This is a genomic window from Flavobacteriaceae bacterium GSB9 (assembly GCA_022749295.1).
Lineage (GTDB): Bacteria > Bacteroidota > Bacteroidia > Flavobacteriales > Flavobacteriaceae > Flavisericum.
In genome coordinates this window covers 2270293-2292367 of sequence record CP062007.1, presented here as the reverse complement: position 1 = coordinate 2292367, position 22075 = coordinate 2270293, and the positions used below count along the sequence as shown (strand labels likewise).

Here is a 22075-nt window from a genome sequence, read left to right as displayed (position 1 = left end):
ATAACCGTGATGTATCGACAACGTGTTAATCGATGCAACAACTACTTAAAAACATAAAACAATGCACTATTTGTAAAGCCCATTTACCACTTGGGCCACGCCCTGTGGTGTCTGCACATACCAAATCAAAAATTGTAATTGTGGGGCAAGCACCAGGGATTAAGGTGCACGAATCGGGTGTTCCGTGGGATGATGCTAGTGGCAAACAACTTCGAAAATGGTTAGATGTTTCTGCGGAAGAATTTTATAATCCCGAAAATTTTGCCATCATTCCCATGGGGTTTTGTTACCCCGGAAAAGGTAAAAGTGGCGATTTGCCACCACGCCCCGAGTGTGCGCCTGAGTGGCACCAAACTTTATTTGACGAGATGAACCAAGTGGAGTTAGTGCTGTTAATTGGGATGTACGCCCAAAACTACTATTTGGGAAAAGCAGCGAAAAAAACACTCACAGAAACCGTAAAAAACTACAGGGAATATTTGCCAAAATATTTGCCTTTGCCACATCCGTCACCCCGAAACCGGTTTTGGTTGTCTAAAAACCCGTGGTTTGAGGTTGAGGTTTTGCCGGATTTAAGAAAGAGAATAAAAGAATTAAAATAAGCTTACTTTCAGTCATCATCTTTTTTCTTCCAAAAAGGAAAATAGAGATGTGTGGTTTTTGATTTCTTTTCGTAATTACCAATTGATTCGATTTTTGAATTTTTAGTTTTTTTGAATTGAGAAATTCTTTTTGATTTTGCGATTTCTATTATTATTGTCCTTAAAAGAATGAATGTCCCGGATATGATGATATATTCCATAGTAAACCTGTCTTAAAAATTAGCTCTACAATTTAGCTACGAATGTTGCTTACTAAAAGAACAAAGACTTGGTTGTGTAATTTTTTGAAAATCAGGTTTTTTTAGGTCAAGTGAAACTCCGAAAGTGTCAGTGTTTGCGTTGAAATTAAGGGACAATTTTAGACGTTAATTTTTTTGTCCCTTTTTTTATTTGATAAACAGGTTGTTCAAAACCTTACAACATTATGAGATTCTGAATCAAGTTCAGAATGACGATAGCCTAACCATGCTTTCCCCGTTCCCAACCATGTTTACCCAAATATTTCTTACCACTTTCAATCGCTCCAGCTTCAATGGCGGTGGCCATACTGTCGTTCCAACGGTTTAAATAACCAAATAGCGAAATTACACCCATCATTTCAACAATCTCGCCTTCATTCCAATGTTCATAGAGGCGTTTTTTTAAATCCTCATCAATAGCACTGGGCACTTGGCTGGCGGCGAGACTAAAATCTAAAGCAACCCGTTCGGCTTCGTTAAAGGCAGGATGGGTACGGTAGTCCCAAATATTATCCAACTGTTCCTGTTCAGCGCCGTAACGTTCGGCAGCTCGAATAGCATGCGCTTGGCAATACCTGCAGCCTGTAGCGTTACTGCTCACCCAAGCAATCATCCGCTTTAATGCCGAGGTTAGCCGCCCTTCATTGGCCATTACGGCCTTGTTCAAATTAATAAACGCCTTGCTAATGGCGGGGCGATGTTGCATGGTAAGTACCGAATTGGGGCAAAATCCTAAGGTTTCATTGAAAAATCTAGCTAATTTCTTGGTTTCCAAATCATGATCGGCAGATAAAGGCATTACTAAAGGCATAGTTATGAATTTTGTAGTATTTTTGACAACTACAAGTAACGAAAAATAGTTTAAAAACATGGCAGTTAAAGTTTCAACAAAGTGGTTGGGAGACATGAGGTTTGAAAGTACAAACCCTTCTGGGCACAACTTATTTATAGATGCAGGAGAGGAAAACGGAGGTAAAGGCGAAGGTTACAGGCCAAAAGCCTTAATGCTTTCTGGGTTGGCCGGATGTTCTGGGCTCGATGTAGCCGCTTTAATAAAAAAGATGAAATTGGAGGTTGAAAATTTTAATATTGAAATTGAAGCCCATTTAACCGAAGAACACCCTAAATATTACGATAAGGTAAGTATGCATTTTTATTTCTACGGTGAAAATTTAAACGAAAAAAAATTACAACGTGCAGTCGATTTATCCATAGAAAAGTACTGTGGCGTTATGGAAATGTTCCGCCAGTTTTCAGAATTGGATGTACAAACGCATTTTCATTATGATAACGTAGACTTTTTTCCTGTACAGTAGCCTTAAATCGTTTGTATGCGTTGGACTATTAAACCACAGCCAAAGCCAGAAAAGATAAAATCGCTTCAAAAGGCACTCGATGTTGATGAAAATATTGCCACCTTGCTGTTGCAACGGGGTATTGAAACATTCGAGGAGGCTAAACAGTTTTTTAGACCCAAGCTAAAATACCTTCACGATCCTTTCTTGATGAAAGATATGGATAAAGCCGTGGCCCGAATTGAAAAAGCCTTTGCCAATAAAGAAAATATATTGGTTTATGGCGATTACGATGTAGATGGTACAACGGCCGTGGCATTAATGTCTACGTATTTAAAAACAAAACACAATTTAGTCTACACATACATTCCCAATAGGTACGACGAGGGTTATGGTATCTCGTATAAGGGCATTAACTTTGCGCTGGAGAATGATTTTTCACTGATTATTGCACTCGATTGTGGTATAAAATCGGTTGAAAAAGTAGCTCACGCCAAAAAACTCGGCATTGATTTTATTATTTGCGATCACCACCGCCCAGGCGATGAAATACCCCAAGCCGAGGCAGTTTTAGATCCTAAAAGAGAAGATTGCAACTACCCCTACAAAGAACTTTGTGGCTGTGGGGTGGGTTTTAAACTCATTCAGGCATTAGCTTCTAAAGAAGGCAAAACGGCAGCCGATTTAACTGAATATCTCGATTTGGTAGCAACGGCCATTGGTGCCGATATTGTTCCTGTTGATGGAGAAAACCGTGTGTTGGCTTATTTTGGCCTAAAAGTTATAAATAGCAATCCTAGACCAGGCATTAAAGCTATTTTAGATAAGGTTGAAAAAACAGAACTTACGATTACCGATGTGGTTTTTATAGTGGCACCACGTATAAATGCAGCTGGCCGAATGGAGCACGGCAATTATGCGGTAAGCTTGTTGGCTGAAGAAGAACCAAAACTGGCAGAAAAATATGCTGAAGACATAAATAACTACAATTTAGAAAGACGCGAAACCGACAAACAAATTACTGAAGAAGCACTACAGCAAATTGAAGAATTAAATGAGCAAAACAGAATAACCACCGTAGTGTATCACCCTGAGTGGCATAAAGGCGTTATAGGTATTGTGGCATCTCGGTTAACTGAAACGTATTACAGGCCCACTTTGGTTTTTACTAAAAGCGGAAATAAATTAGCGGCTTCAGCACGGTCTGTAAGAGGGTTTGATGTTTACAACGCCTTGGAAGCATGCAAAGAGCACATTGAACAATTTGGTGGGCACAAATACGCTGCTGGATTAACCATGGAAGAAAAAAATTATGATGCTTTTAAACAAGCTTTTGAAGATGTGGTTTCAAAAACTATCGATAGATGTTTACTCACCCCAGAAATTAACATCGACACACGGATTGATTTAGGCAATATTACCCCAAAATTCTACAGAATATTAAAACAGTTTGCCCCTTACGGTCCAAGTAATATGACGCCTGTTTTTATGACCGATAACTTAGTTGATACAGGCTACGGAAAGTGTGTGGGAGCAGATAAAACACATTTAAGGTTAACGGCCACTCAACCTAATTCTTCAAGTAGATTTGTTTGTATTGGTTTCAGCATGGGTGATAAATTTGATACCATTTCAAATGGAAAATTGTTTAAGGCCGTGTATTCCATAGATGAAAATGAATGGCAGGGTAATGTAAGTTTACAATTGAAACTAAGAGATATTAAAGCTTAATGCTATGGCTAAAACAGATCCTTATGCGGCACTCAGGATTAAAGAGTTCAATATTTTTTTACTAGTGCGCTTTGTATTGGTTTTTGGGTGGTCTATGCAATTTATTGTTATAGAATGGGAGGTATATAGTTTAACCAAAGACCCACTGTATTTAGGTCTAATCGGTTTGATGGAAATTATACCTGCTTTTACCATGGCCTTGTTTGCTGGCCATATCGTAGACCAAAAAGAAAAGCGAAATTTGTTGGCTATTTGTATTGCTGCATTTTCGTTAATTAGTTTGGGTCTGTTTTTTTTAACATGGGACAGGCTCATAGCCAATTGGGACACAAACACTATATTGTATGCTATTTATGCATTTGTTTTTTTTGGAGGGTTTTTACGTTCTTTTTTTGGTCCTACTATTTTTTCCTTGGTGGCGTTGATTGTTCCCAAGAAAATTTATCCTAATGCTGCTACATGGAGCACAAGTACCTGGAAAGCAGCCGCTGTTTTAGGGGCGCTTCTGGGTGGTTTTTCAATTCATTGGATTGGGGTTCCAAAAACTTTGTGTATGATTTTTGTTCTTGTGGCCTTATCTTTTGTACTCACTTTTTTTATAAAGAAAAAACCAATTCTAAATCCTAAAATTGGAGAGCCCGTAAAGGAAAGTTTAAAGGTAGGGGTGCGTTTTGTGTTTAGTGATAAAGCCATTTTAGGCGCCTTAACATTGGATATGATAGCTGTTTTATTTGGTGGCACAGTAGCACTTTTGTCAGTTTTTGCCCAAGACATTTTAGAAGTGGGGTCTAAAGGATTTGGAGTATTGAATGCTTCCATTTCGTTGGGAAGCATATTTAGTATGTTTATGACAACATATTTGCCTGTTAGCAAAAATGCTGGAAAAAAATTGTTGGCTACCATTTTCGGGTTCGGTATTTGCATTATTGCCTTTGGTCTTTCCAATATGTTTTGGGTGAGTGTGGCGGCCTTGTTTTTAAGCGGTGCTACCGATGGTGTTTCAATGGTAATCAGACAAACTATTTTACAGTTAAAAACGCCCGATGATATGCGCGGAAGGGTGTCGGCAGTAAACTCGATGTTTGTTGGGTCTTCTAACGAATTAGGTGCTTTTGAAAGTGGATTGGCCGCAAAATTAATAGGTCCTGTAGCTGCTGTGGTCTTTGGTGGTACAATGACATTAATTACTGTCACAGCTATTGGAATTAAAAATCCAACGCTGAGAAATTTAGATTTAACCGATGATATCGAAGCGAGCGAAAGCGCAACTTAATACTCTTTTAATTCCATCTTGTTTCCATCAAAAACGCCGTAGGTATAATAGGAAATCCAGTCGCCTAGATTAATATATTTAGAGTCTTCGTTGAGGTCTATATTTAAAGGTAAATGGCGGTGGCCAAACACAAAATAATCGCGGTGCCTATCCTCTAGTTTGCGTTTGCAATAATGTACAAGCCATTCGTTGTCTTTACCTAGAAATTTGGCGTCTTCATCTCCCGAGATAAGTTTGTTTTTTACCGAGAGGTATTGTGCCATACGAACACCCAAATCGGGGTGCAACCAACGGAACAGCCATTTGCAAAAGGGGTTGGTAAATACCTTTTTCATGCGTTTATAACCTTTGTCGCCTGGCCCTAAACCATCGCCGTGCCCAATAAAAAAGGTTTTGTTATTGAAAGTGAATTCCTTTGGTTTGTGGTAAACGGGAATATTAAGTTCTTCTTCAAAATAGCCATTCATCCAAAGGTCGTGGTTGCCAACAAAATAGTAAATGGGAATGCCAGAATCGCTAATTTCGGCTAGTTTACCAAGGGTACGCGTAAAACCACGAGGCACAACGGTTTTAAATTCCATCCAGAAATCGAACAAATCGCCAAGTAAAAAAATGGCAGCGGCATCGTGCTTAATCTCGTCCAGCCAGGTTACAAATTTTTTTTCACGAGGGCGTGAGGCCTCGGCTGTTGGAGCGCCCAAATGGTTATCGGAAGCAAAGTATATTTTTTTTCCTTCTGGAATTTGCATGTGGTAAATATAAAATAATTCCAGCTAAGGTAGGAATGTGGGGTCTCCTAATTTTTGTGGAGGTTCCGACCATTGGTAAAGCAAAGTACACCGCAAATAAGTGCGTTAGGGATTGCAATGAAAAGCCCGAAAGCGAGGTACGAGTGCGGACTTGTAATGTAAAGCCCGACCTGAAAGGTAACGCTCTAAATGTTATCGTACGAAAACCATTCGGCAAACGAACTTTCGGTTTCTTGAAGTTTTAAGCTGTGGAGGCTAATTTGTGGTGGCAAACGTCGGCTGATTTTTTTTGCAAAATCAATCACCATCATCTCGCTAGTGGGCTGGTAATCGACTAAAAGCACATTGTGTCCGCGGCTTTCAAGTTCGTTGGCCAACTCGATATGGGGGGTGTTTTTATTAAACACGGTGGCGTGGTCAAAAACGTTTACAATTTCTTCTTTTACAATTTTTTTGAGGTCGCCAAAATCGATTACCATACCATATTTTACATTCGATTTGTCGGTTATAGGTTTGCCAATTACGGTAACAAAAAGTTTGTAGCTGTGGCCGTGTACATTTTTGCATTTTCCGTCGTAGCCATAAAGGGCGTGGCCGGTTTCAAAATCGAATTTTTTGGTGATACGGATATTGTTGCCCATAGGGAATTAAAAATTTATACAAAGATATTCATTTTGTTTTACCAATCGATTTTTAGATTACATTTGCGGACTTTTTATTCAATTATAATTTATAGTGTTTTGTTTTTGAATGTATGAACCCGCTTTTTGAATCTGTAGGTTTTGAAGAAAACCCTATTTATGAGCAAATTATTGCAGATATAGGGAGCCAACAGTATAGTATTGTTGAGCATTTCTTAGCTCCCGATGAGGTTGCCCAATTAAGGCAAATGCTACTTTTAAAACATCAAGAAGATGCTTTTAAGAAGGCGGCAATTGGCAACCGTGTTAATGAAACCATTGAAAGATCTATTCGTGGCGACTTTATTTTGTGGATGGACGAGCGTAAGGCCAACACCGTCGAACAGTTGTTTTTTAATAAAATAAATAACTTGATAGACTACTTAAACCGCACTTGCTTTTTGGGTATTTTGCAAAAGGAGTTTCATTATGCACTGTATCCAAAAGGAACGTTTTACAAGCGGCATATCGATACGTTTCAGAATGATGACCGACGAAAATTGTCGTTAGTTTGTTATTTAAACGAGGAGGATTGGCAGCCTGAAAATGGCGGCGAATTGGTACTTTATTTTAATGACAATGGGGAGGAAAGCAAAAAGGAAATTTATCCGTTCCCAGGACGGGTTGTTATCTTTGAGAGCCAAATTATTGAACACGAAGTAAAGCCCGTAAATACCGAACGTTTAAGTATTACTGGTTGGTTAAAAACGCGATAAACTATCTTCTGCGGCCTCTGTAACGGTTGTAAAAGTAGATAATGATTAATACTATGGCCAGGATTAAAAAAAGTCTGTTGCCCATTATTCTTTATTTATTTTGTTCTTGTTGTATCTGTAAATGAGGTAAGCTATCGTCACTAAAACTACAAAAGGCAAAATGGTGCCAATGAAAACGCCAATTTCATAACCTTGGTCGGGTGCGCTGGCTATTTTTTCCTTTATGTCATCGATGTCTTGCACGGCGGTAATTAAATGCACAGTAGTTACGTTTATAAGCAAAGTTATTGTTTTTCGGCTAATGGTAAAAAGGTCTTTCTGAATTTTATGATTAATGGAATACCACGGGCAAGCATCCAAAATGTCATGGCAATAAAAATGGCATGCAGTTTATGTCCCAAACTATCCAAACCAAACAAAATGGGAACAAACACAATAAATGTTGAAAATAGTAAAACGTTTCTGAGATATTTCATTTTTCCGAGGCCTTTAAACATACCATCAAAAATAAATGCCAAGGAACATAGCGGTTGCATGGCTAAAATTATCCAAAAAATATCGTAAAATACGTTTAATACTTCAGGTTCTTTGGTGAAAATACGCCCAATGGGATAGTACAGCACAGCGCCGATTACAGCTAAAATGCATCCGATTAACAATCCGTATTTTATAAGTTTGTTACTTAGCGCCATTAGGGTACCGTAGGCTTCGGCACCGAATAGCTTTCCTGAAAGTATATTGCCAGCGCCCGCATAACCATCAACCACAAATGCGCCAAAAAACCATAAATTAATGGCAATGGTGTATGCTGCAATATAATTGGCACCGTAACTGGTGGTAAAGGAACTTGCAAAATAAAGCGTAACGTTTAGGGCAACGGTTCTAACAAAAAGGTTGAGAATCATTAAAATAAAGCGCCTAATTTCTGTATTGAAGGGTAAACTTACCTTTAGGGGAATTACAGTTTTTTTAAGAAGAAAATAAGCAGACAATCCAGCCATTAGAATTTGGGCAATAACACTGGCATAGGCGGCCCCTTTTAGATTCATAGGTGCAATTAATCCTTCGATGCCATATACCAATACAATATCCATTACAATATTGGTTGTAGCTCCAATAATGGCAATAATCATGGGGTGATAGGTGTTTTGCAAGCCTCGGAAGGCCCCAAAAACCGCAATGGTAAATAACGTAAAAGGAAAACCGAGCACCCTAATTTTATAGTAAACAACAGTGTAATCTAATATTAAATCTGTGGCATTATAAAGTTTAAAGACCTGTTCTGCCAAGGGATAAGTAGCCGCAATAATTAATAAACTTAATGATGTGATTATTAAAATGGCCTGTGCAGGCAAATCTTTAATTAGCTCTAATTTATTGGCGCCAAGGTATTGTGATACAATAGATGAAATGGCGCTTCGGGTTTGCCCCAATACCCAAATAAGCATAGAAAGAAAAGTAGAAACAATGCCAACAGCAGCCAACGATTCGGTGGCATTAATCTTTATATGGCCAACAATAGCAGCGTCGGTCATCGATAAAATGGGCTCGGCTACGCCAGCTATTAATGCAGGAATAGCCAATTTGTTGATATGTTTTAAGCTAATATCAATACTCATAAACAAAGGTTGAAGCCGCAAAGTTATTTTAAATTTGTGTTTTAGATCTTTATGGCTAAGAATATTTTAGTTTATTCAGGGAGGTATAAATAATTTAAGTCCATTTAGTGTGCCTAAATGGATAATTGTATATATTTGTGCCTTAAAATTGTTTAAATCAATTTGGGGCATTAGCTCAGCTGGCTAGAGCGCTACGCTGGCAGCGTAGAGGTCATCGGTTCGACTCCGATATGCTCCACATAAAAAGGCTTACAAGAGATTGTAAGCCTTTTTTCTTTATAGGGTTAGAGTTTTCAAATTTCATACTTCAATAGCCTTAACGCATTTAGAACAACCACCAAAGTAGATCCTTCATGGCCAACAACTGCTGGACCTATTGCAATTGTTCCCATAATGGTTAGGGGTACCAAAAGTGCTACCATGCCTAGACTGATTATTAGGTTTTGTTTTATTACACGTTTGGCTTTACGGCTTAAACCAATAGCAAAAGGAAGGTTGTCGAGTTTGTCGGCCATTAGTGCAATGTCTGCAGTTTCAAGAGCCACATCAGAGCCTGCTGCGCCCATGGCTATGCCTACTGTGCTTTTAGCCATTGCAGGGGCATCGTTTACACCATCACCAACCATGGCCACGCGGTTTTCCTCTTTTTTTAATTGCTCTATAGCATGTACTTTGTCTTCTGGTAGTAAACTGCCCATAGGGTCTGTAATTCCTATATCTTTAGCAATAGCATTTGCTACTTTTTGATTGTCACCAGTAAGCATTATCATTCGATTGATGCCCAATTTTTTGAGATTGGCAAGGGTTAATTTAGCTTCAGCTCTAGCGACATCCATCACAGAAATGATACCCAAATACTCATTACTTTGATGGACGATCATGGCGGTGTGACCATGCGATTCGAGTTCTGACATTTTTAAATCAATAGCTTCTGGAATTTTAGTTTTTGTTAATTCTTCAAAAAGTCTTCTGTTACCTATATGAACTGTATTTCCGTTATATTCAGCACGTATTCCTCTTGCGGTTAATGCCGTTAGGTTTTCGGCCTCTTGAATATCGATAGTACCCAATTCTTTTTTGCCGCCTTCCACTATGGCATTTGCCAGTGGATGATCGCTTAATGCTTCTACCGCAATGGCAACCGATAGTAAGTGTGATTTTGTGATGTTTCCAAAGGGTATGGCATGGGTTAGCTTAGGTTTACCTTCCGTAAGGGTTCCTGTTTTATCGAATGCTATAGCGTTAAGTCCGCCTAAATCTTCAAGTGGGCGACCGCCTTTAATCAACACACCTTGTCGTGCGGCACGGGCAATACCGGCTAAAACGGCGCTTGGGGTAGAAATAGCTAAAGCACACGGTGACGCAGCAATTAATACAGACATAGCACGATAAAAACTTTCAGAAAACGTTTCGTCAATTATCAAAAAGGCAAACAATAGTATTATTACCAAGCCCAAAACAAAAGGCACATAATATTTTTCAAAATTATCGGTAAGGTGCTGTGTGGGCGATTTTTGGGTCTCGGCTTCTTTTACTAAAGTTATTAAACGAGAAAGGGTACTGTCTTTTGCTTCTTTCAATACTTTAATTTCCAAAACACCACTGCCATTAATAGTGCCGGCGAAAACCCGATGTTCTGGCAACAGTTTATTTACCTCGTTTTCGTTTTGCCAATTTGGACTAGGGCGTTTGTCAACGGGAAGACTTTCACCTGTTATTGATGCTTGGTTAACAGGGCTATTTCCTTTGGCAACCACACCATCGGCTGCAATTTTAGAATTAGGTTTTACAACTATAATGTCTCCTTTTTTAAGTTGTTCGATATGCACTTCGGTCAATGTGCCGTTCTGTTTCAACATCGCGATAGGAGGAGCCAAATGGGAAAGAGCAGCGATGGACTTTCTCGTGCGCTTCATGGCATAATGCTCTAAGGCATGGCCTAGACTAAATAGAAATAACAAAAGCGCACCTTCTCCCCATTTGCCTAAAATGGCCGCCCCAATGGCCGCAAACAGCATTAAAAAATCGATTTCAAACTTTCCGCGAAGCAAATCTTTTCCAGCCGTATGAAACGTAAAAACACCTCCTAAAACAGCCCCAATAATAAAAAGCCAAGTGGAAATGGTTTCGGGTATGTTAGCAATGAAAGAAAAAACAAAACCTATTCCCCAAAAAACACCACTGGTAACTGCAAAATATAGTTCGGTGTTTTCTCCTAAAAAATAAAGACTGGAATGGCCGTGTTCATGTTCTGAGTGGTTTTCAATGTCGTCGTTATTTTCTATGTGTATAATATTTAGGCCTAATTTTTTAATCTTTTCAAAAATAACGGTCTGGTTGGTTAGGCTGTTATCCCACTCTAAATGTGTTCTTCCCGAAGCCGAAACAGACACGCTATTAATGCCTTTTTCTTTTTTGAGTATTTGCTCAATTCTTCGGGCTTTTCGAGAATGATGGATTTTACTAAGTTCTAAATGCAGTTTGTTCATTTTCTAGCGTAGGCATTTCGAAATTTTAGATGTGTCTTGGGCAATAAATGGGTTGTTTAAAGATATCAATTTTAAACCTATTAAAGGAGAGTGCTAGCCAATTCAGAATTAGTCAAAATAGAGTTAGTCTGTGTGTAAGTAGGTTGTTAAAATTAACCCTATTAAGTTAAAAAAGAAATTATTGTGTTTACAGCTTGTTTTAAATGTTTTGGTAATTTGTCTTTTAGGTAGGGGTGTGAAGCCCCAAAAACATGGTTAGCACCTTCAATGATTTTAAGTGAACTGTTGGGCTGCCAATCATGTAAATTTTTTGCTTCTTCAACCTTAACCGTGGGGTCTTCACTGCCATGAACAATGAGGTAAGGTATTTTTAAATTAGAAACCGCTCGTTTAATGTTAAGTCGGTCTTTATTGGTAATAAAATTCTCGTAAAACTGATAATAATGAGGCATTTGTTGTTTTGTCCGTCCGTTTAAAACGTATTTTACGCCTTCTTTTTTCCAAGTGGCTGCGTTTCCTAAAATAGGTGCTCTGGTGCCAAAATTTGAAACGCCAGCCAAACTTACAACCTGTTTAATTCGATGTTCTTCTTCGGCTTTTATAGTTACGATTCCACCTGCGCGGCTATGGCCAAAAAGGCTGATGTTATTGGTGTCGGCCTCATCTTGAAATTCAAAACTATCAAAAGTCCAATTAATAACAGTTTGTAAATCGTCGAGTTCTTTTGTGTAATTATTGTTTCCGAAGGCTTCTAAATCGGGAAAATCAATGGGTTGTTCTGCAGTGCCTCCATTATGCGAAAAATTGAATTTTATAAAGAAAAACCCTGCTTCAGCAAAGGTTTTCGCCATAATATCCCAAGCACCCCAATCTTTAAACCCTTTGTAGCCGTGGCAGAAAATAATAATGGGTTTTACGGTTTGGGTTTTAGTAAAAAACACATCGGTTAAAATAGGCTTGTTATGTTTTCCTTGTATGATAATGTTTTTTGAAATAGTCATAGTTTAAATTTCTTTTTCAATGAAATCTTCATCCGAATTGCAAATTTCAATAATTAGTTTTTTTAGCTCAAGCTCAAACTTTTCAAGGGTTTCTTGTGTAATGAGAGCGTCTTTTTTCCGACTTCTGGGGGATTCTTTTTTTGCAAATTTTAAAAATCCCGAGCTTAAGTTCTTAAAGGAAACAATACCGGCTTCTATTGGAAAGATTAAACCTTTTGATGCTTGCATCATGTAAGCGTAGGTAAGCACTTGAAAGCTTTTACTATATTTTTTGTAGTCGGTTAATATATCCTCCCAATCAACGATCTCGACTTGACCAGAAGCTACGTTTCCTGTCTTATAATCTATAATTCGTAACAGGCCATTGTATTGATCAACACGATCTACTTTACCTTTTAATTTTACAGGGAAATTGAGTTCAGGAATGTTAATGTCAATTTCGTTATTGGCTTCTATGGCTATTATTTTTATCTCGTTACCGGCTTTAACTTCCTGTAGCTCCAGGTTTATAAAATTGGTTACGTAGCGCTTGGCAATTTCAAAAATAATCAGGTTTTTTCCAGTTGAAAAATCGCCTTGCTTGTACTCGTTTTTAAAATGATGTGTTACGCGTTCTTCAATTTTTGATTTTAAATTCGTTATAATCTTTTCGGTCAAGATTATTCCAACTAAAGGTTTATAGAAATCCTCTAAAGTATTGTGCACAACGGTACCGAGTGTGTTAGCTGCAACGGTTTCTTCTACATCGTTGTGCTCTCTAATTTTTAAAATACTCTGATTGTAAAAATCTATAGGGTTCCTTATGTAATTGGTTAACGACGATGGCGAAAATCCTCTTTTAGCCAGTAGCATGAGTTCCTTTTGTAGTGCGACGGTTTTTTTTATGCGCTTAAGATTTGGAGTTATGATGGGTACTTTTGGCGCAATAATTTTATGGTCGATGTTGTGTGTGTTATCAAGCTCCAATTGCGTGATAAATCTACTTTTTTCGCCACCAGTGAGTACATCGGCCTCTGTGTTATAAAGGATGTAAATGTTTTTAGCACGTTGTAACAGTCTGTAAAAATGGTAGGTATAAACAGCATCTTTTTCTTTGTAAGTGGGCAGTTTGTTCTCAATTTTAACATCGAAAGGGATAAAGGAGTTCTGGGTTTTTCCTGAAGGTAATATACCTTCGTTTACTGAAGAAATAATAACCGTTTCAAAATCTAAAACACGCGATTCTAGCATGCCCATTATTTGTAACCCTTGTAACGGCTCGCCTTGAAAATCTAAGGTTTCTGAGCTTAAAAGTTCTTTGTAAACACTATGTAAAGTTGAAACGTTTTTAATGTATTGATGCTGGGAATTCAACCGATAAATTTCATTGAACAAGGCATTAAATCGATACAAATATTCTAGGGAAAGTAAATTTGATGCTTTGTTTCTATCCAAATTATTTTTAATCTCAAGAATTAATTTTGAACAGTTGTTTACAGTATAATCTGTTGAGTTTTCCCAACTTAAAAACAATAAATTTAGAATATTGGAAAACTGCGGTGTAATTTCTGTTAGTTTAGTTATCGATACATATACAAGGTTGTTGGATTCTATAGTTTCAATAATATGTGAGGCATAATCTTTATCATCATCAAAAAATAAAGGTTTAACATATTGATGTGAAATAATTTTAATAACGTCTTTGTAATAATGTTTTTTTGTACCGTTTTTGTGCAATTGGAATAGTGTTTCAAACAAAGAGGCCAATGGGATGGATTTCAAAGGAAAGCCCATTGTAATATTAAGATTATTGATGTTTGAAGGTATTGAGTTAAGCACCGGTATAAGCAAATTTTCATCTCCCAAAACCACTGCTGTGCTTTGTAACGTAGAGTTGTTGGTCTGTAAGTTTTTTAGAATAGAACCTATGTGTTTAGCCTGTCCGATATTTTTTGGAACGCCAAACATTGAGATGCTCTTTTTGTTTGAATAATTATCGGTAATCCAATGAAACGGATGGTTTTGAAAGTATTTCCAATTGGTTTTATGCTGTCTGATAAATAAGCCGGCATCGTGGTTCTTGTTATTGAAGAAAACACTATCGATATCCCAATATATATGGGCCATATCATTTTGAAGCAATTCTTGGATAATGGAGGATTCAGCAGTATTTAAGGCATTAAACCCTAAAAAAACATGATTCTTTTCAGAATTACTTTGTATATAAGATTCTATGTTTTCAACGGCCTCACGATAAATCAAGCCTTGATAGCCAATCTGTTTTTTAAGCAAGTTTTGGGTAAAGTGTCTGTAATAGTCATGTAGCCTGTGCCAAAATGAAAGATAGTTTTTTACAAAATCAGTTTTTTGAGGTTCTAACGACCAATGGTTCAAATCTTGTATCGCACTCAAATAATCAAATACTTTTTCTTGAGGAATGAGATAGCGGTCAATTTCATTAAAGTCTTGAAGTAAAATTTGAGCCCACTTAGAAAAGGTTTCAAACGTATCGCGCTTAGCGGATTTTGTTAATGCCGAATATGAATTGTAGAACTCGAAAAGCAGTTCGGTATTCGATATGCTTTTTAGTTGCGAAAGTTGTTCAACAAACTCTTTTATGCTTAAAATTGAAGGCGCAAAAGCGGTTTGGTTTACAATCTCAGGTAATTGATGTTTTAGAAATAAGCCCGCACGTTTACTGGGGACAATAAAGGTTAATTCAGATAGGTTAGAATATTTGTCTTTTAAGTCTTTTAAAACATCAAAAATGAATGTCGTCATGTTATAAAAATAAAAAACGCTTCGGATTTCCGAAGCGTTTTTTAACTAATTGTTTAAAAATTAATCCAAGCTTATTTAGCTAAGTTAATTTCAACACGTCTGTTATTAGCTCTACCAGCTCTAGTTTTGTTGGTGTCTATTGGTTTAGATTCTCCATAACCAAGAGCAGAAAGTCTAAATGCATCAACTCCGTTTTCAACTAAGTATTCTTTTACAGAAAGGGCTCTTTTTTCAGAAAGACCTTGGTTTAGTTTTTCACTACCAACACTGTCAGTGTGTCCTTCAACTGTAAACTTAGAGTTTGGATATTCGTTTAATATTTTGATAATATCAGCTAAAACTTCTTCTGATTGTTTTTTGATAGTTGCTTTACCAGTATCGAACAAGATAGTTTTAGCGTACTCATTAAGTGTTTTTTGTACTTCAACAGTAACTTCAGGACAACCGTCGTTAGCAACAGTGCCTTTTACTTCAGGACATTTATCATCTTTATCTAAAACGCTGTCTCCATCAGTATCTGGCCATGGGCATCCGTCGTTAGCAGAAGGACCAGCTTCGTTAGGACATTTATCGTCAGCATCAGTTACACCATCGCCGTCAGCATCTGGGCAACCAGCTAAAGCAGCTAAACCAGCAACTGTTGGACAGTTATCTTTGTTGTCAGCAACACCATCGCCGTCAGCATCTGGGCAACCATTAAGCTCAGCTAAACCAGCTTCGTTAGGACAGTCGTCTTTGCTATCTTCAATACCGTCACCGTCAGAATCTGGGCAACCATTGAAAGCTTCTAAACCAGCAACATCTGGACAAGCATCATCTTTGTCGTAAATACCATCACCATCTGTATCGGTTCCTCCAAATTTAATAGAGATACCTGCAGTATGTTGAAAATGTGTTTGTAGGTAATCTTCAAACGCATGTTTGTAAGCAGTTTGCAGAGTTAAACCTACGTTGTCGCTAAACCAAACGTTTAAACCTAAGGTTCCGTTTAAAGTTCCAGCTCCAATTTCGTCAACCCAAGTGTAACCACCACCAACACCTAAGTAAGGGTCAAGGGTAGTGCCTTGTAAAAAGTTATATTTAATAGTACCATCTACACCGTAGTAAGACCAGTCATCAACTTTGTTTACTTCTTCTGGAGCGCTTCCAGGTATTCCAGCTTTGTCTCCCCAGTTTTCAATTTTATTTAATGAACCGGTAATGCCAAAAGAAAAACCACTGTTCAAGTACTTTGAAACAGAAATAGTCGATAATGAAGGCAAAATATTCCAGTGGTCACTGGCGTTAAAAAATTCATCACCTAACCCACTACCTAAGTAAGCATCGCCTACAACACCATCTCCAGAAGGGAAGGCATCTACCGCATTAGCTCCTATGGTGATTTGCCAAGGATTGTTTTCGTCTTGCGCATTTACGTTGCTAAAACCAAGTACAAGCAACATAGCGAACAATAATCTGCTAAGATTTTTCATATTCAAAAGTTTAATTTTTAAGTGTTAATTGTGAACAAAAGTAAGTTGTTAAATATTATTAACAAAGACAAATATATAAAAAAATACTACAATTAGCCCATTCATCGATAGTTCAAAAATGAATTTATATAATTTTTAGAGCTTTACCTACTTTATTAAATGCATCAATAGCCTTATCTAAATGGGATTTGGTATGCGACGCAGAGAGTTGCACTCGAATTCTTGCTTTTTCTTTGGGAACTACGGGGAAAAAGAAACCTATAACATAAATACCTTCGTTTAAAAGCATATTTGCCATGGTTTGGGATAGTTTAGCGTCGTAAAGCATTACAGGAACAATGGCCGAATCGCCATCAATGATATCAAAACCAGCTTCTTTTAAGCCTTTCTTGAAATAACTTGTATTCCATTGTAAAGTATCGCGAAGTTCTGTGTTGTTGGAGAGCATATCAAAGACCTTTATTGAAGCTCCAACTATGGCCGGTGCTAACGAGTTAGAAAACAGATAGGGCCTTGAGCGCTGACGAAGCATGTCGATAATTTCTTTTTTTCCAGTGGTGTAGCCCCCCATAGCGCCACCAAGAGCTTTTCCAAGGGTTCCCGTGATGATATCGACACGGTTTAAAACATTTTTTTCTTCGAGTGTACCGCGGCCGGATTTTCCAATGAATCCTGCGGCATGGCACTCGTCTACCATTACCAAAGCCTCGTGTTTTTCAGCTAAGTCGCAAATTTTGTCTAATGGTGCTAATAGGCCATCCATTGAAAATACGCCATCGGTAACAACAATTTTAAAACGTGCTCCATCTTTATTAGCTTGTATAAGCTGTTGCTCTAAACCTTCCATATTGCCATTTTGATAGCGATAGCGTGCAGCTTTGCACAAACGTACGCCGTCTATAATAGAAGCATGGTTTAGCGAATCGGATATAATGGCATCTTCTTTACCTAAAAGCGGTTCAAAAACGCCGCCATTGGCATCAAAGGCTGCAGCATATAATATGGTATCTTCGGTTTGATAAAAATCGGCTATTTTCTGTTCTAGAGTTTTGTGAATATCCTGTGTGCCACAAATAAACCTAACCGAACTCATTCCAAAGCCGTGGGTGTCCATCGTATCTTTTGCTGCTTGGATAACTTCGGGATGCGACGAAAGCCCTAAGTAATTGTTTGCGCAAAAGTTTAAAACCGTTTCGCCCGTGCTCAGGGTTATTTCGGCACCTTGTGCCGATGCGATAATCCGTTCCTCTTTGTAAAGTCCATTATTTTTAATGTCTTTGAGTTCTGATTTTAGATGATTTTTCAGTTTTCCGTACATTTTGTTGCGTTTTGTGCAAATTTAAACATCTTTTACATTTAAATCCTCATTTATGTACACTAAGATTTTCTTATTGACCTTGAAGCCCATATCTTCTAAAACGTCTTGATAAAGTTGAAGTTGCTGAGTATGTTTCTTGTCTTCAGCTCCCGTTTTGTAATCAATAATAATACTTTCGTTTTTTGAATTTATGGCTACTTTATCGGGTCTAAGGATAATGCCATTTTGTGTAATAATATCGCGCTCATTATAGGTTTTGTAGGCTGTTGTGAAATACTCTGAAAGTTTAGGGTGTTCAATAATCCCGCTAATGGTTTCTTTTAGGTGTCTTGCTTGTTCGCTGTTTATAACCGATGTGCTAAAAAAGTCGTTAATCACAAAATCAACATCGGCTATGGTTTTGATTTGAGCCATGATATCGTGAATAAGGTTTCCTTTTTCAATAGCTTCTTTTTGAGCGGTGTCCCAAAGGAAACTTGATTTGGTAACCACTTTAATATTGTGATCATCTCTTGCAGATGAAATAAAATCCTCTTGGTAGTTTGTGCTCTTTTGGATTTTTTTGGTAGTGGTTTCAGTTTTTTTAGGGCTTCCGAACGTATATGAGGTTTTGGAATCTTGCCAGATACCCAAGTGTTGCAGGTAGCTTATTAGAAATTCGGAATATTTTTTCAGTTTTGCACCCTCTTTTTTTATAGTTTCTTTTTGTGAAATAATAAAGAGTTGTTCTTCGGCACGCGTTAAGGCAACGTACAATAGGTTGATATTGTCGAGCTCCAGTTCGGCTTGGTGTTTGTTGTACAGGCGCAGTCCTTCTTCGTTAAAAAACTCAAAATCTTGATTATAGTTTAACAGCGTGTAGTTAAAACCGTTGTATTTTTCTGGGTTTATTGCAAACCATTCTTTAGCCTCTTTTTCGCGGTAAATTTCTAAATCGGCATACGGGAAAATCACGACAGGAAACTCCAGGCCCTTAGATTTATGAATAGTCATAATTTGAACGGCATCTTGTCCCAAAGGCGAAACAATACTTAGGTCGTCTTTCTTTTTTTCAAAATAGATTAGAAAATCAGATATATCTGAACCTTTTTTCTGTGAAAATTCTAGAACCACATCTAAATAAAACTGCACATAGGCATTTGCGGTTTTAGCTAGGCCAAAGGTTCTAACGATGGTTTCTGCCAAATCGTAAATGGGCAATTGCAATAAATTTTTGGGGTTTGCGCGAATCTGGAAGGCTTCTAGTTGCTTGAATAATTCTGAAATCGATAAATTGAGGTGCTGCGAAAAGAAATCGTGCTTTTCTTCAATATTAAAATGAGTAGCCAAAAAGTATAAAACCCTAATTTTTATTTCGTTGTTTTTGGGTTGCATCAAAAGCCCTAAAACATCATTAATAAAGGCAACCTCGGGGGCATTATTTAAAAGCAATGTTTCAGAAGAAATAATAGGGATATTGTTTTGGCTAAGGTGGTTCGCTATTGAAACACCATCTTTTTTGTTTCTAACCAAAACACAGATGTCGTTAAGGGCGAAGCCGTTTTCAAGGCATTTTTTTATTGTTTTTAGTGTATGTGACGTGAAAATTTCATTTCTATCATCGTCTTTGCCGATATCCAAAAACGATAATTCTACATAACCTTCGTGTTTTTTGGTAATGTCCTGTTGGGCGTTATTGTATAAGTCACTGTAGGCTTCGTTATCAAAAACTTGCTTGGCTAAGTATTTAAAAAGGCCGTTATTGAAGTTAACAACCTCTTTAAAACTCCGGTAATTGGCCGGAAGATTCTTAACGTCTTTTTTCACATAAAACGGATTGTTTTTACCATCTTCGTCAAATAACCCGATAAACTGTTCTGCCTTTCCACCGCGCCAACGGTAAATGGCCTGTTTGGCATCGCCAACCAACATGGCGCTCCCATTTTCTGAAGACAAAGAATTGTTTAACAGCGGAACTAAGTTTTCCCATTGCACTATCGAAGTATCTTGAAATTCATCGATAAAATAATGTTTGAATTTTTCTCCAATCCTTTCGTAAATAAATGGTGTGGGTTGTTCTTTAATTTCGTTGTTAATAATGGAATTGAATTCTGAAATAAGCATTTTGTTTTGTACTTCCTTTAGGGTAATCAACTCTTTGTTTATAGCATTTAAAACCGAAAGCGGCGTAATGTTTTTGTAAAACGATTTTAAAAATTTATGGTGGAATACCAGTTTTTTTAATGTTTTAAACGCTATTTCAATATTAGGAAGAAGGGCATCAATTGTGCTCGCTAAATTCTCGTTTAATGTTTTGTTGTAAATATCTTTTCTTTCAGAAATGTTTTCTTCTAGTTTGTTGTCGTATAATCTGTTAAAGTCAAGTTTTTTTGCTTTTACAAAATGATTCGGTAAAGTACTTCTTTTAAAGTCTTTAAACTCCAAACCAGCTTCTTCAATTAAAGTCAATACCTTTTTTGCTTCGTTGACAATAGCACTTTCGGTGTCAACAATATCCTTTTGCAATTGCGTTTTTAGAGCTTTAAAATCAGCTAAGGTTTTATCCTGAAGTGTTTCTATAAACGGTCTGTCGTTTTCGTTGACTAATAACTTGGCTATGTTGTTGAAATCTAGCGATACGTCCCAACTTTTGTCGTCGTCAGCTTTTTCAATGGCAAAATCTACCAAAACCTTTGTGAGGTCGCTATTCGTGCCAGCCCTAGCAATTAAGCTGTCTACCGCTTCTATAAGTAAAGCGTTTTGGTCTAGTTCAACCTCAAAATTTAAAGGTAGTTTCAGGTCGTGGGCAAAGGTTCGGATGATTTTATGGGTAAAACCATCGATTGTAGAGATATCGAATGCGGCATAGTTATGCAAAATGGTATTTAATAATTTTCCAGATTTTTTATGTAGTACTTGGGGTTCTGTTTTCAACTCCTTGCATAAGGTTTCAAACATGCTGTTATTGGTCGTTAAAATCTTTTCTTCAGAAAACGTCTTTAAGGTTTCAACAACGCGCTCCTTCATTTCGGCAACCGCCTTGTTGGTAAAGGTTATGGCCAAAATTCTTCTAAACTCAAAAGGACTGTTCGAGGCCAATAAAATCTTCAAATATTCCTTTACCAGCGTATAGGTTTTGCCGCTTCCGGCCGAGGCATTATATATTGTGAACGGGAATTCTTTTGGCATTCGTTTTTGTTTGTTTTACAAGATAAAAACTATCAATGGTTTCATAACAATTTATTATTTTTTATTGAGCCGTTTTATGTGTAAATTTGAAAGAAATTAAATATTAATAACATAAAACAAAAAATTATGGCTTTCGAATTACCGAAATTAGGATACAATTATGATGCTTTAGAGCCGCATATTGATGCGCGCACTATGGAAATACACCATACAAAACACCATCAAGGATACACCAATAACCTTAATGCTGCTATTGAAGGCACCGGATTAGAAGGAAAATCTATTGAAGATCTCCTTACAAACTTAGATATGAACAATGGTGCTGTTAGAAATAATGGTGGTGGCTTTTACAACCACTCGTTGTTTTGGACTGTAATGAACCCAGAAGATAGAGGTTACTTGTCTGGAGAATTAAAAGATGCTATTGAAGCGGCTTATGGCTCTAAAGACGCTTTTATCGAGGCGTTCAGTAAGGCAGCAGCCACGCGTTTCGGTTCTGGTTGGGCTTGGTTGTGCGTACACAAAGGTGGAAAAGTTGAAGTTTGTTCTTCACCAAACCAAGATAACCCACTAATGCCAGGTGTTGGTTGTGGAGGAACTCCAATTTTAGGACTTGATGTTTGGGAACATGCTTATTATTTAAACTACCAAAACCGTCGTCCAGACTACATAAAGGCATTTTTTAACGTAATTAACTGGAATGAAGTTGAAAAACGTTACGCTGAAGCGAAGTAAGTAGATTCAAATTTAAACATTTTAAAAAAGCTCGGGGAAGATTTCTCTGGGCTTTTTTATTTCAGGACCAGATAAAGGAAATTGTATAAAATGAAAAAGGTGAACGAATGTTCACCTTTTTGCCCCAAATCTACCATAAACTTAACCTACTTATGTTATGGTGATTCAAATATATGTCGATTGTTGTGTTTGTTGAAATATATTAGTTAAACGACGTAAATATTGGCT

The 22075-nt window shown here is 37.4% G+C and carries 17 protein-coding genes and 1 tRNA gene; 7 read left to right on the top strand and 11 right to left on the bottom strand.

Features of this window, described 5'->3' with window-relative positions:
• The first annotated feature begins 32 nt into the window (after window positions 1–32).
• Window positions 33–602 (top strand): uracil-DNA glycosylase family protein, encoded by a 570-nt coding sequence (locus GSB9_02009; GenBank protein ID UKM65440.1) that lies wholly within the window; start codon window positions 33–35, stop codon window positions 600–602.
• A gap of 459 nt (window positions 603–1061) precedes the next feature.
• On the opposite strand, the gene GSB9_02007 is transcribed toward GSB9_02009, so the two are convergent.
• Entirely contained in the window at window positions 1062–1652 is a 591-nt protein-coding gene (locus GSB9_02007; GenBank protein UKM65438.1) for a carboxymuconolactone decarboxylase family protein, read from the bottom strand.
• Between the two features lie 58 nt (window positions 1653–1710).
• Between GSB9_02007 and GSB9_02006 the strand changes: the two genes are divergently transcribed.
• Genes GSB9_02006 through GSB9_02004 form a run of 3 tightly spaced genes read left to right on the top strand, consistent with a single transcriptional unit; the run spans window position 1711 to window position 5140 of the window.
• A complete protein-coding gene (locus GSB9_02006) occupies window positions 1711–2157 on the top strand; it encodes an OsmC family protein (protein UKM65437.1) in 447 nt (148 codons plus the stop codon).
• A 15-nt stretch (window positions 2158–2172) separates the two neighbouring features.
• The gene (gene recJ / locus GSB9_02005; GenBank protein ID UKM65436.1) at window positions 2173–3867 is read left to right on the top strand and encodes a single-stranded-DNA-specific exonuclease RecJ; all 1695 of its coding nucleotides are present in this window, start codon (window positions 2173–2175) and stop codon (window positions 3865–3867) included.
• A gap of 4 nt (window positions 3868–3871) precedes the next feature.
• Window positions 3872–5140: an MFS transporter gene (locus tag GSB9_02004; protein UKM65435.1), complete on the top strand. Its 1269-nt coding sequence runs from the start codon at window positions 3872–3874 to the stop codon at window positions 5138–5140.
• Here the strand turns inward: GSB9_02004 and GSB9_02003 are convergent.
• Window positions 5137–5889: a UDP-2,3-diacylglucosamine diphosphatase gene (locus GSB9_02003; GenBank protein UKM65434.1), complete on the bottom strand. Its 753-nt coding sequence runs from the start codon at window positions 5887–5889 to the stop codon at window positions 5137–5139. The two genes, GSB9_02004 and GSB9_02003, sit on opposite strands and share 4 nt — an antisense overlap.
• A gap of 185 nt (window positions 5890–6074) precedes the next feature.
• On the bottom strand, window positions 6075–6530 hold the full coding sequence (locus tag GSB9_02002) for a 6-carboxytetrahydropterin synthase (GenBank protein UKM65433.1): 456 nt from the start codon (window positions 6528–6530) through the stop codon (window positions 6075–6077).
• 113 nt (window positions 6531–6643) lie between these two features.
• Here GSB9_02002 and GSB9_02001 point away from each other — a divergent pair, with 113 nt between their 5' ends.
• On the top strand, window positions 6644–7285 hold the full coding sequence (locus tag GSB9_02001) for a 2OG-Fe(II) oxygenase (GenBank protein ID UKM65432.1): 642 nt from the start codon (window positions 6644–6646) through the stop codon (window positions 7283–7285).
• A gap of 84 nt (window positions 7286–7369) precedes the next feature.
• On the opposite strand, the gene GSB9_02000 is transcribed toward GSB9_02001, so the two are convergent.
• Both GSB9_02000 and GSB9_01999 read right to left on the bottom strand, forming a co-directional pair.
• Entirely contained in the window at window positions 7370–7546 is a 177-nt protein-coding gene (locus GSB9_02000) for a hypothetical protein (protein ID UKM65431.2), read from the bottom strand.
• A 23-nt stretch (window positions 7547–7569) separates the two neighbouring features.
• Window positions 7570–8904: an MATE family efflux transporter gene (locus GSB9_01999; protein UKM65430.1), complete on the bottom strand. Its 1335-nt coding sequence runs from the start codon at window positions 8902–8904 to the stop codon at window positions 7570–7572.
• Between the two features lie 164 nt (window positions 8905–9068).
• On the opposite strand from GSB9_01999, the gene GSB9_01998 reads away from it, so the two are divergent.
• Window positions 9069–9142: transfer RNA gene (locus GSB9_01998), tRNA-Ala, on the top strand.
• Window positions 9143–9197: 55 nt separating this feature from the next.
• Here GSB9_01998 and GSB9_01997 read toward each other — a convergent pair.
• From GSB9_01997 to GSB9_01992, 6 genes are all read right to left on the bottom strand, one after another.
• Window positions 9198–11393, bottom strand: a complete 2196-nt coding sequence (locus GSB9_01997) for a heavy metal translocating P-type ATPase (protein UKM65429.1) — start codon at window positions 11391–11393, stop codon at window positions 9198–9200.
• A 161-nt stretch (window positions 11394–11554) separates the two neighbouring features.
• Window positions 11555–12394 (bottom strand): alpha/beta hydrolase, encoded by an 840-nt coding sequence (locus GSB9_01996; protein ID UKM65428.1) that lies wholly within the window; start codon window positions 12392–12394, stop codon window positions 11555–11557.
• Window positions 12395–12397: 3 nt separating this feature from the next.
• Window positions 12398–15154, bottom strand: a complete 2757-nt coding sequence (locus GSB9_01995; GenBank protein UKM65427.1) for a PD-(D/E)XK nuclease family protein — start codon at window positions 15152–15154, stop codon at window positions 12398–12400.
• A gap of 71 nt (window positions 15155–15225) precedes the next feature.
• A complete protein-coding gene (locus GSB9_01994; GenBank protein ID UKM65426.1) occupies window positions 15226–16626 on the bottom strand; it encodes an OmpA family protein in 1401 nt (466 codons plus the stop codon).
• A 124-nt stretch (window positions 16627–16750) separates the two neighbouring features.
• Window positions 16751–17944 carry a glycine C-acetyltransferase gene (gene kbl / locus GSB9_01993; GenBank protein ID UKM65425.1) on the bottom strand — a complete coding sequence of 398 codons (1194 nt, stop codon included), beginning with the start codon at window positions 17942–17944 and terminating at the stop codon, window positions 16751–16753.
• A gap of 21 nt (window positions 17945–17965) precedes the next feature.
• On the bottom strand, window positions 17966–21112 hold the full coding sequence (locus GSB9_01992; protein ID UKM65424.1) for a UvrD-helicase domain-containing protein: 3147 nt from the start codon (window positions 21110–21112) through the stop codon (window positions 17966–17968).
• Between the two features lie 126 nt (window positions 21113–21238).
• On the opposite strand from GSB9_01992, the gene GSB9_01991 reads away from it, so the two are divergent.
• Window positions 21239–21847 carry a superoxide dismutase gene (locus GSB9_01991; protein ID UKM65423.1) on the top strand — a complete coding sequence of 203 codons (609 nt, stop codon included), beginning with the start codon at window positions 21239–21241 and terminating at the stop codon, window positions 21845–21847.
• Window positions 21848–22075 lie beyond the last annotated feature (228 nt).

Bases quoted from the DNA above. Each gene is read 5' to 3' on its own strand.
- GSB9_01996 (UKM65428.1), bottom strand. From the start codon at position 12,394: ATGACTATTTCAAAAAACATTATCATACAAGGAAAACATAACAAGCCT.
- GSB9_01994 (UKM65426.1), bottom strand. From the start codon at position 16,626: ATGAAAAATCTTAGCAGATTATTGTTCGCTATGTTGCTTGTACTTGGT.
- GSB9_02004 (UKM65435.1), top strand. From the start codon at position 3,872: ATGGCTAAAACAGATCCTTATGCGGCACTCAGGATTAAAGAGTTCAAT.
- kbl (UKM65425.1), bottom strand. From the start codon at position 17,944: ATGTACGGAAAACTGAAAAATCATCTAAAATCAGAACTCAAAGACATT.
- GSB9_01992 (UKM65424.1), bottom strand. From the start codon at position 21,112: ATGCCAAAAGAATTCCCGTTCACAATATATAATGCCTCGGCCGGAAGC.
- GSB9_01995 (UKM65427.1), bottom strand. From the start codon at position 15,154: ATGACGACATTCATTTTTGATGTTTTAAAAGACTTAAAAGACAAATAT.
- GSB9_02007 (UKM65438.1), bottom strand. From the start codon at position 1,652: ATGCCTTTAGTAATGCCTTTATCTGCCGATCATGATTTGGAAACCAAG.
- GSB9_02002 (UKM65433.1), bottom strand. From the start codon at position 6,530: ATGGGCAACAATATCCGTATCACCAAAAAATTCGATTTTGAAACCGGC.
- GSB9_02006 (UKM65437.1), top strand. From the start codon at position 1,711: ATGGCAGTTAAAGTTTCAACAAAGTGGTTGGGAGACATGAGGTTTGAA.
- GSB9_01997 (UKM65429.1), bottom strand. From the start codon at position 11,393: ATGAACAAACTGCATTTAGAACTTAGTAAAATCCATCATTCTCGAAAA.
- GSB9_01991 (UKM65423.1), top strand. From the start codon at position 21,239: ATGGCTTTCGAATTACCGAAATTAGGATACAATTATGATGCTTTAGAG.
- recJ (UKM65436.1), top strand. From the start codon at position 2,173: ATGCGTTGGACTATTAAACCACAGCCAAAGCCAGAAAAGATAAAATCG.
- GSB9_02009 (UKM65440.1), top strand. From the start codon at position 33: ATGCAACAACTACTTAAAAACATAAAACAATGCACTATTTGTAAAGCC.
- GSB9_02001 (UKM65432.1), top strand. From the start codon at position 6,644: ATGAACCCGCTTTTTGAATCTGTAGGTTTTGAAGAAAACCCTATTTAT.
- GSB9_01999 (UKM65430.1), bottom strand. From the start codon at position 8,904: ATGAGTATTGATATTAGCTTAAAACATATCAACAAATTGGCTATTCCT.
- GSB9_02003 (UKM65434.1), bottom strand. From the start codon at position 5,889: ATGCAAATTCCAGAAGGAAAAAAAATATACTTTGCTTCCGATAACCAT.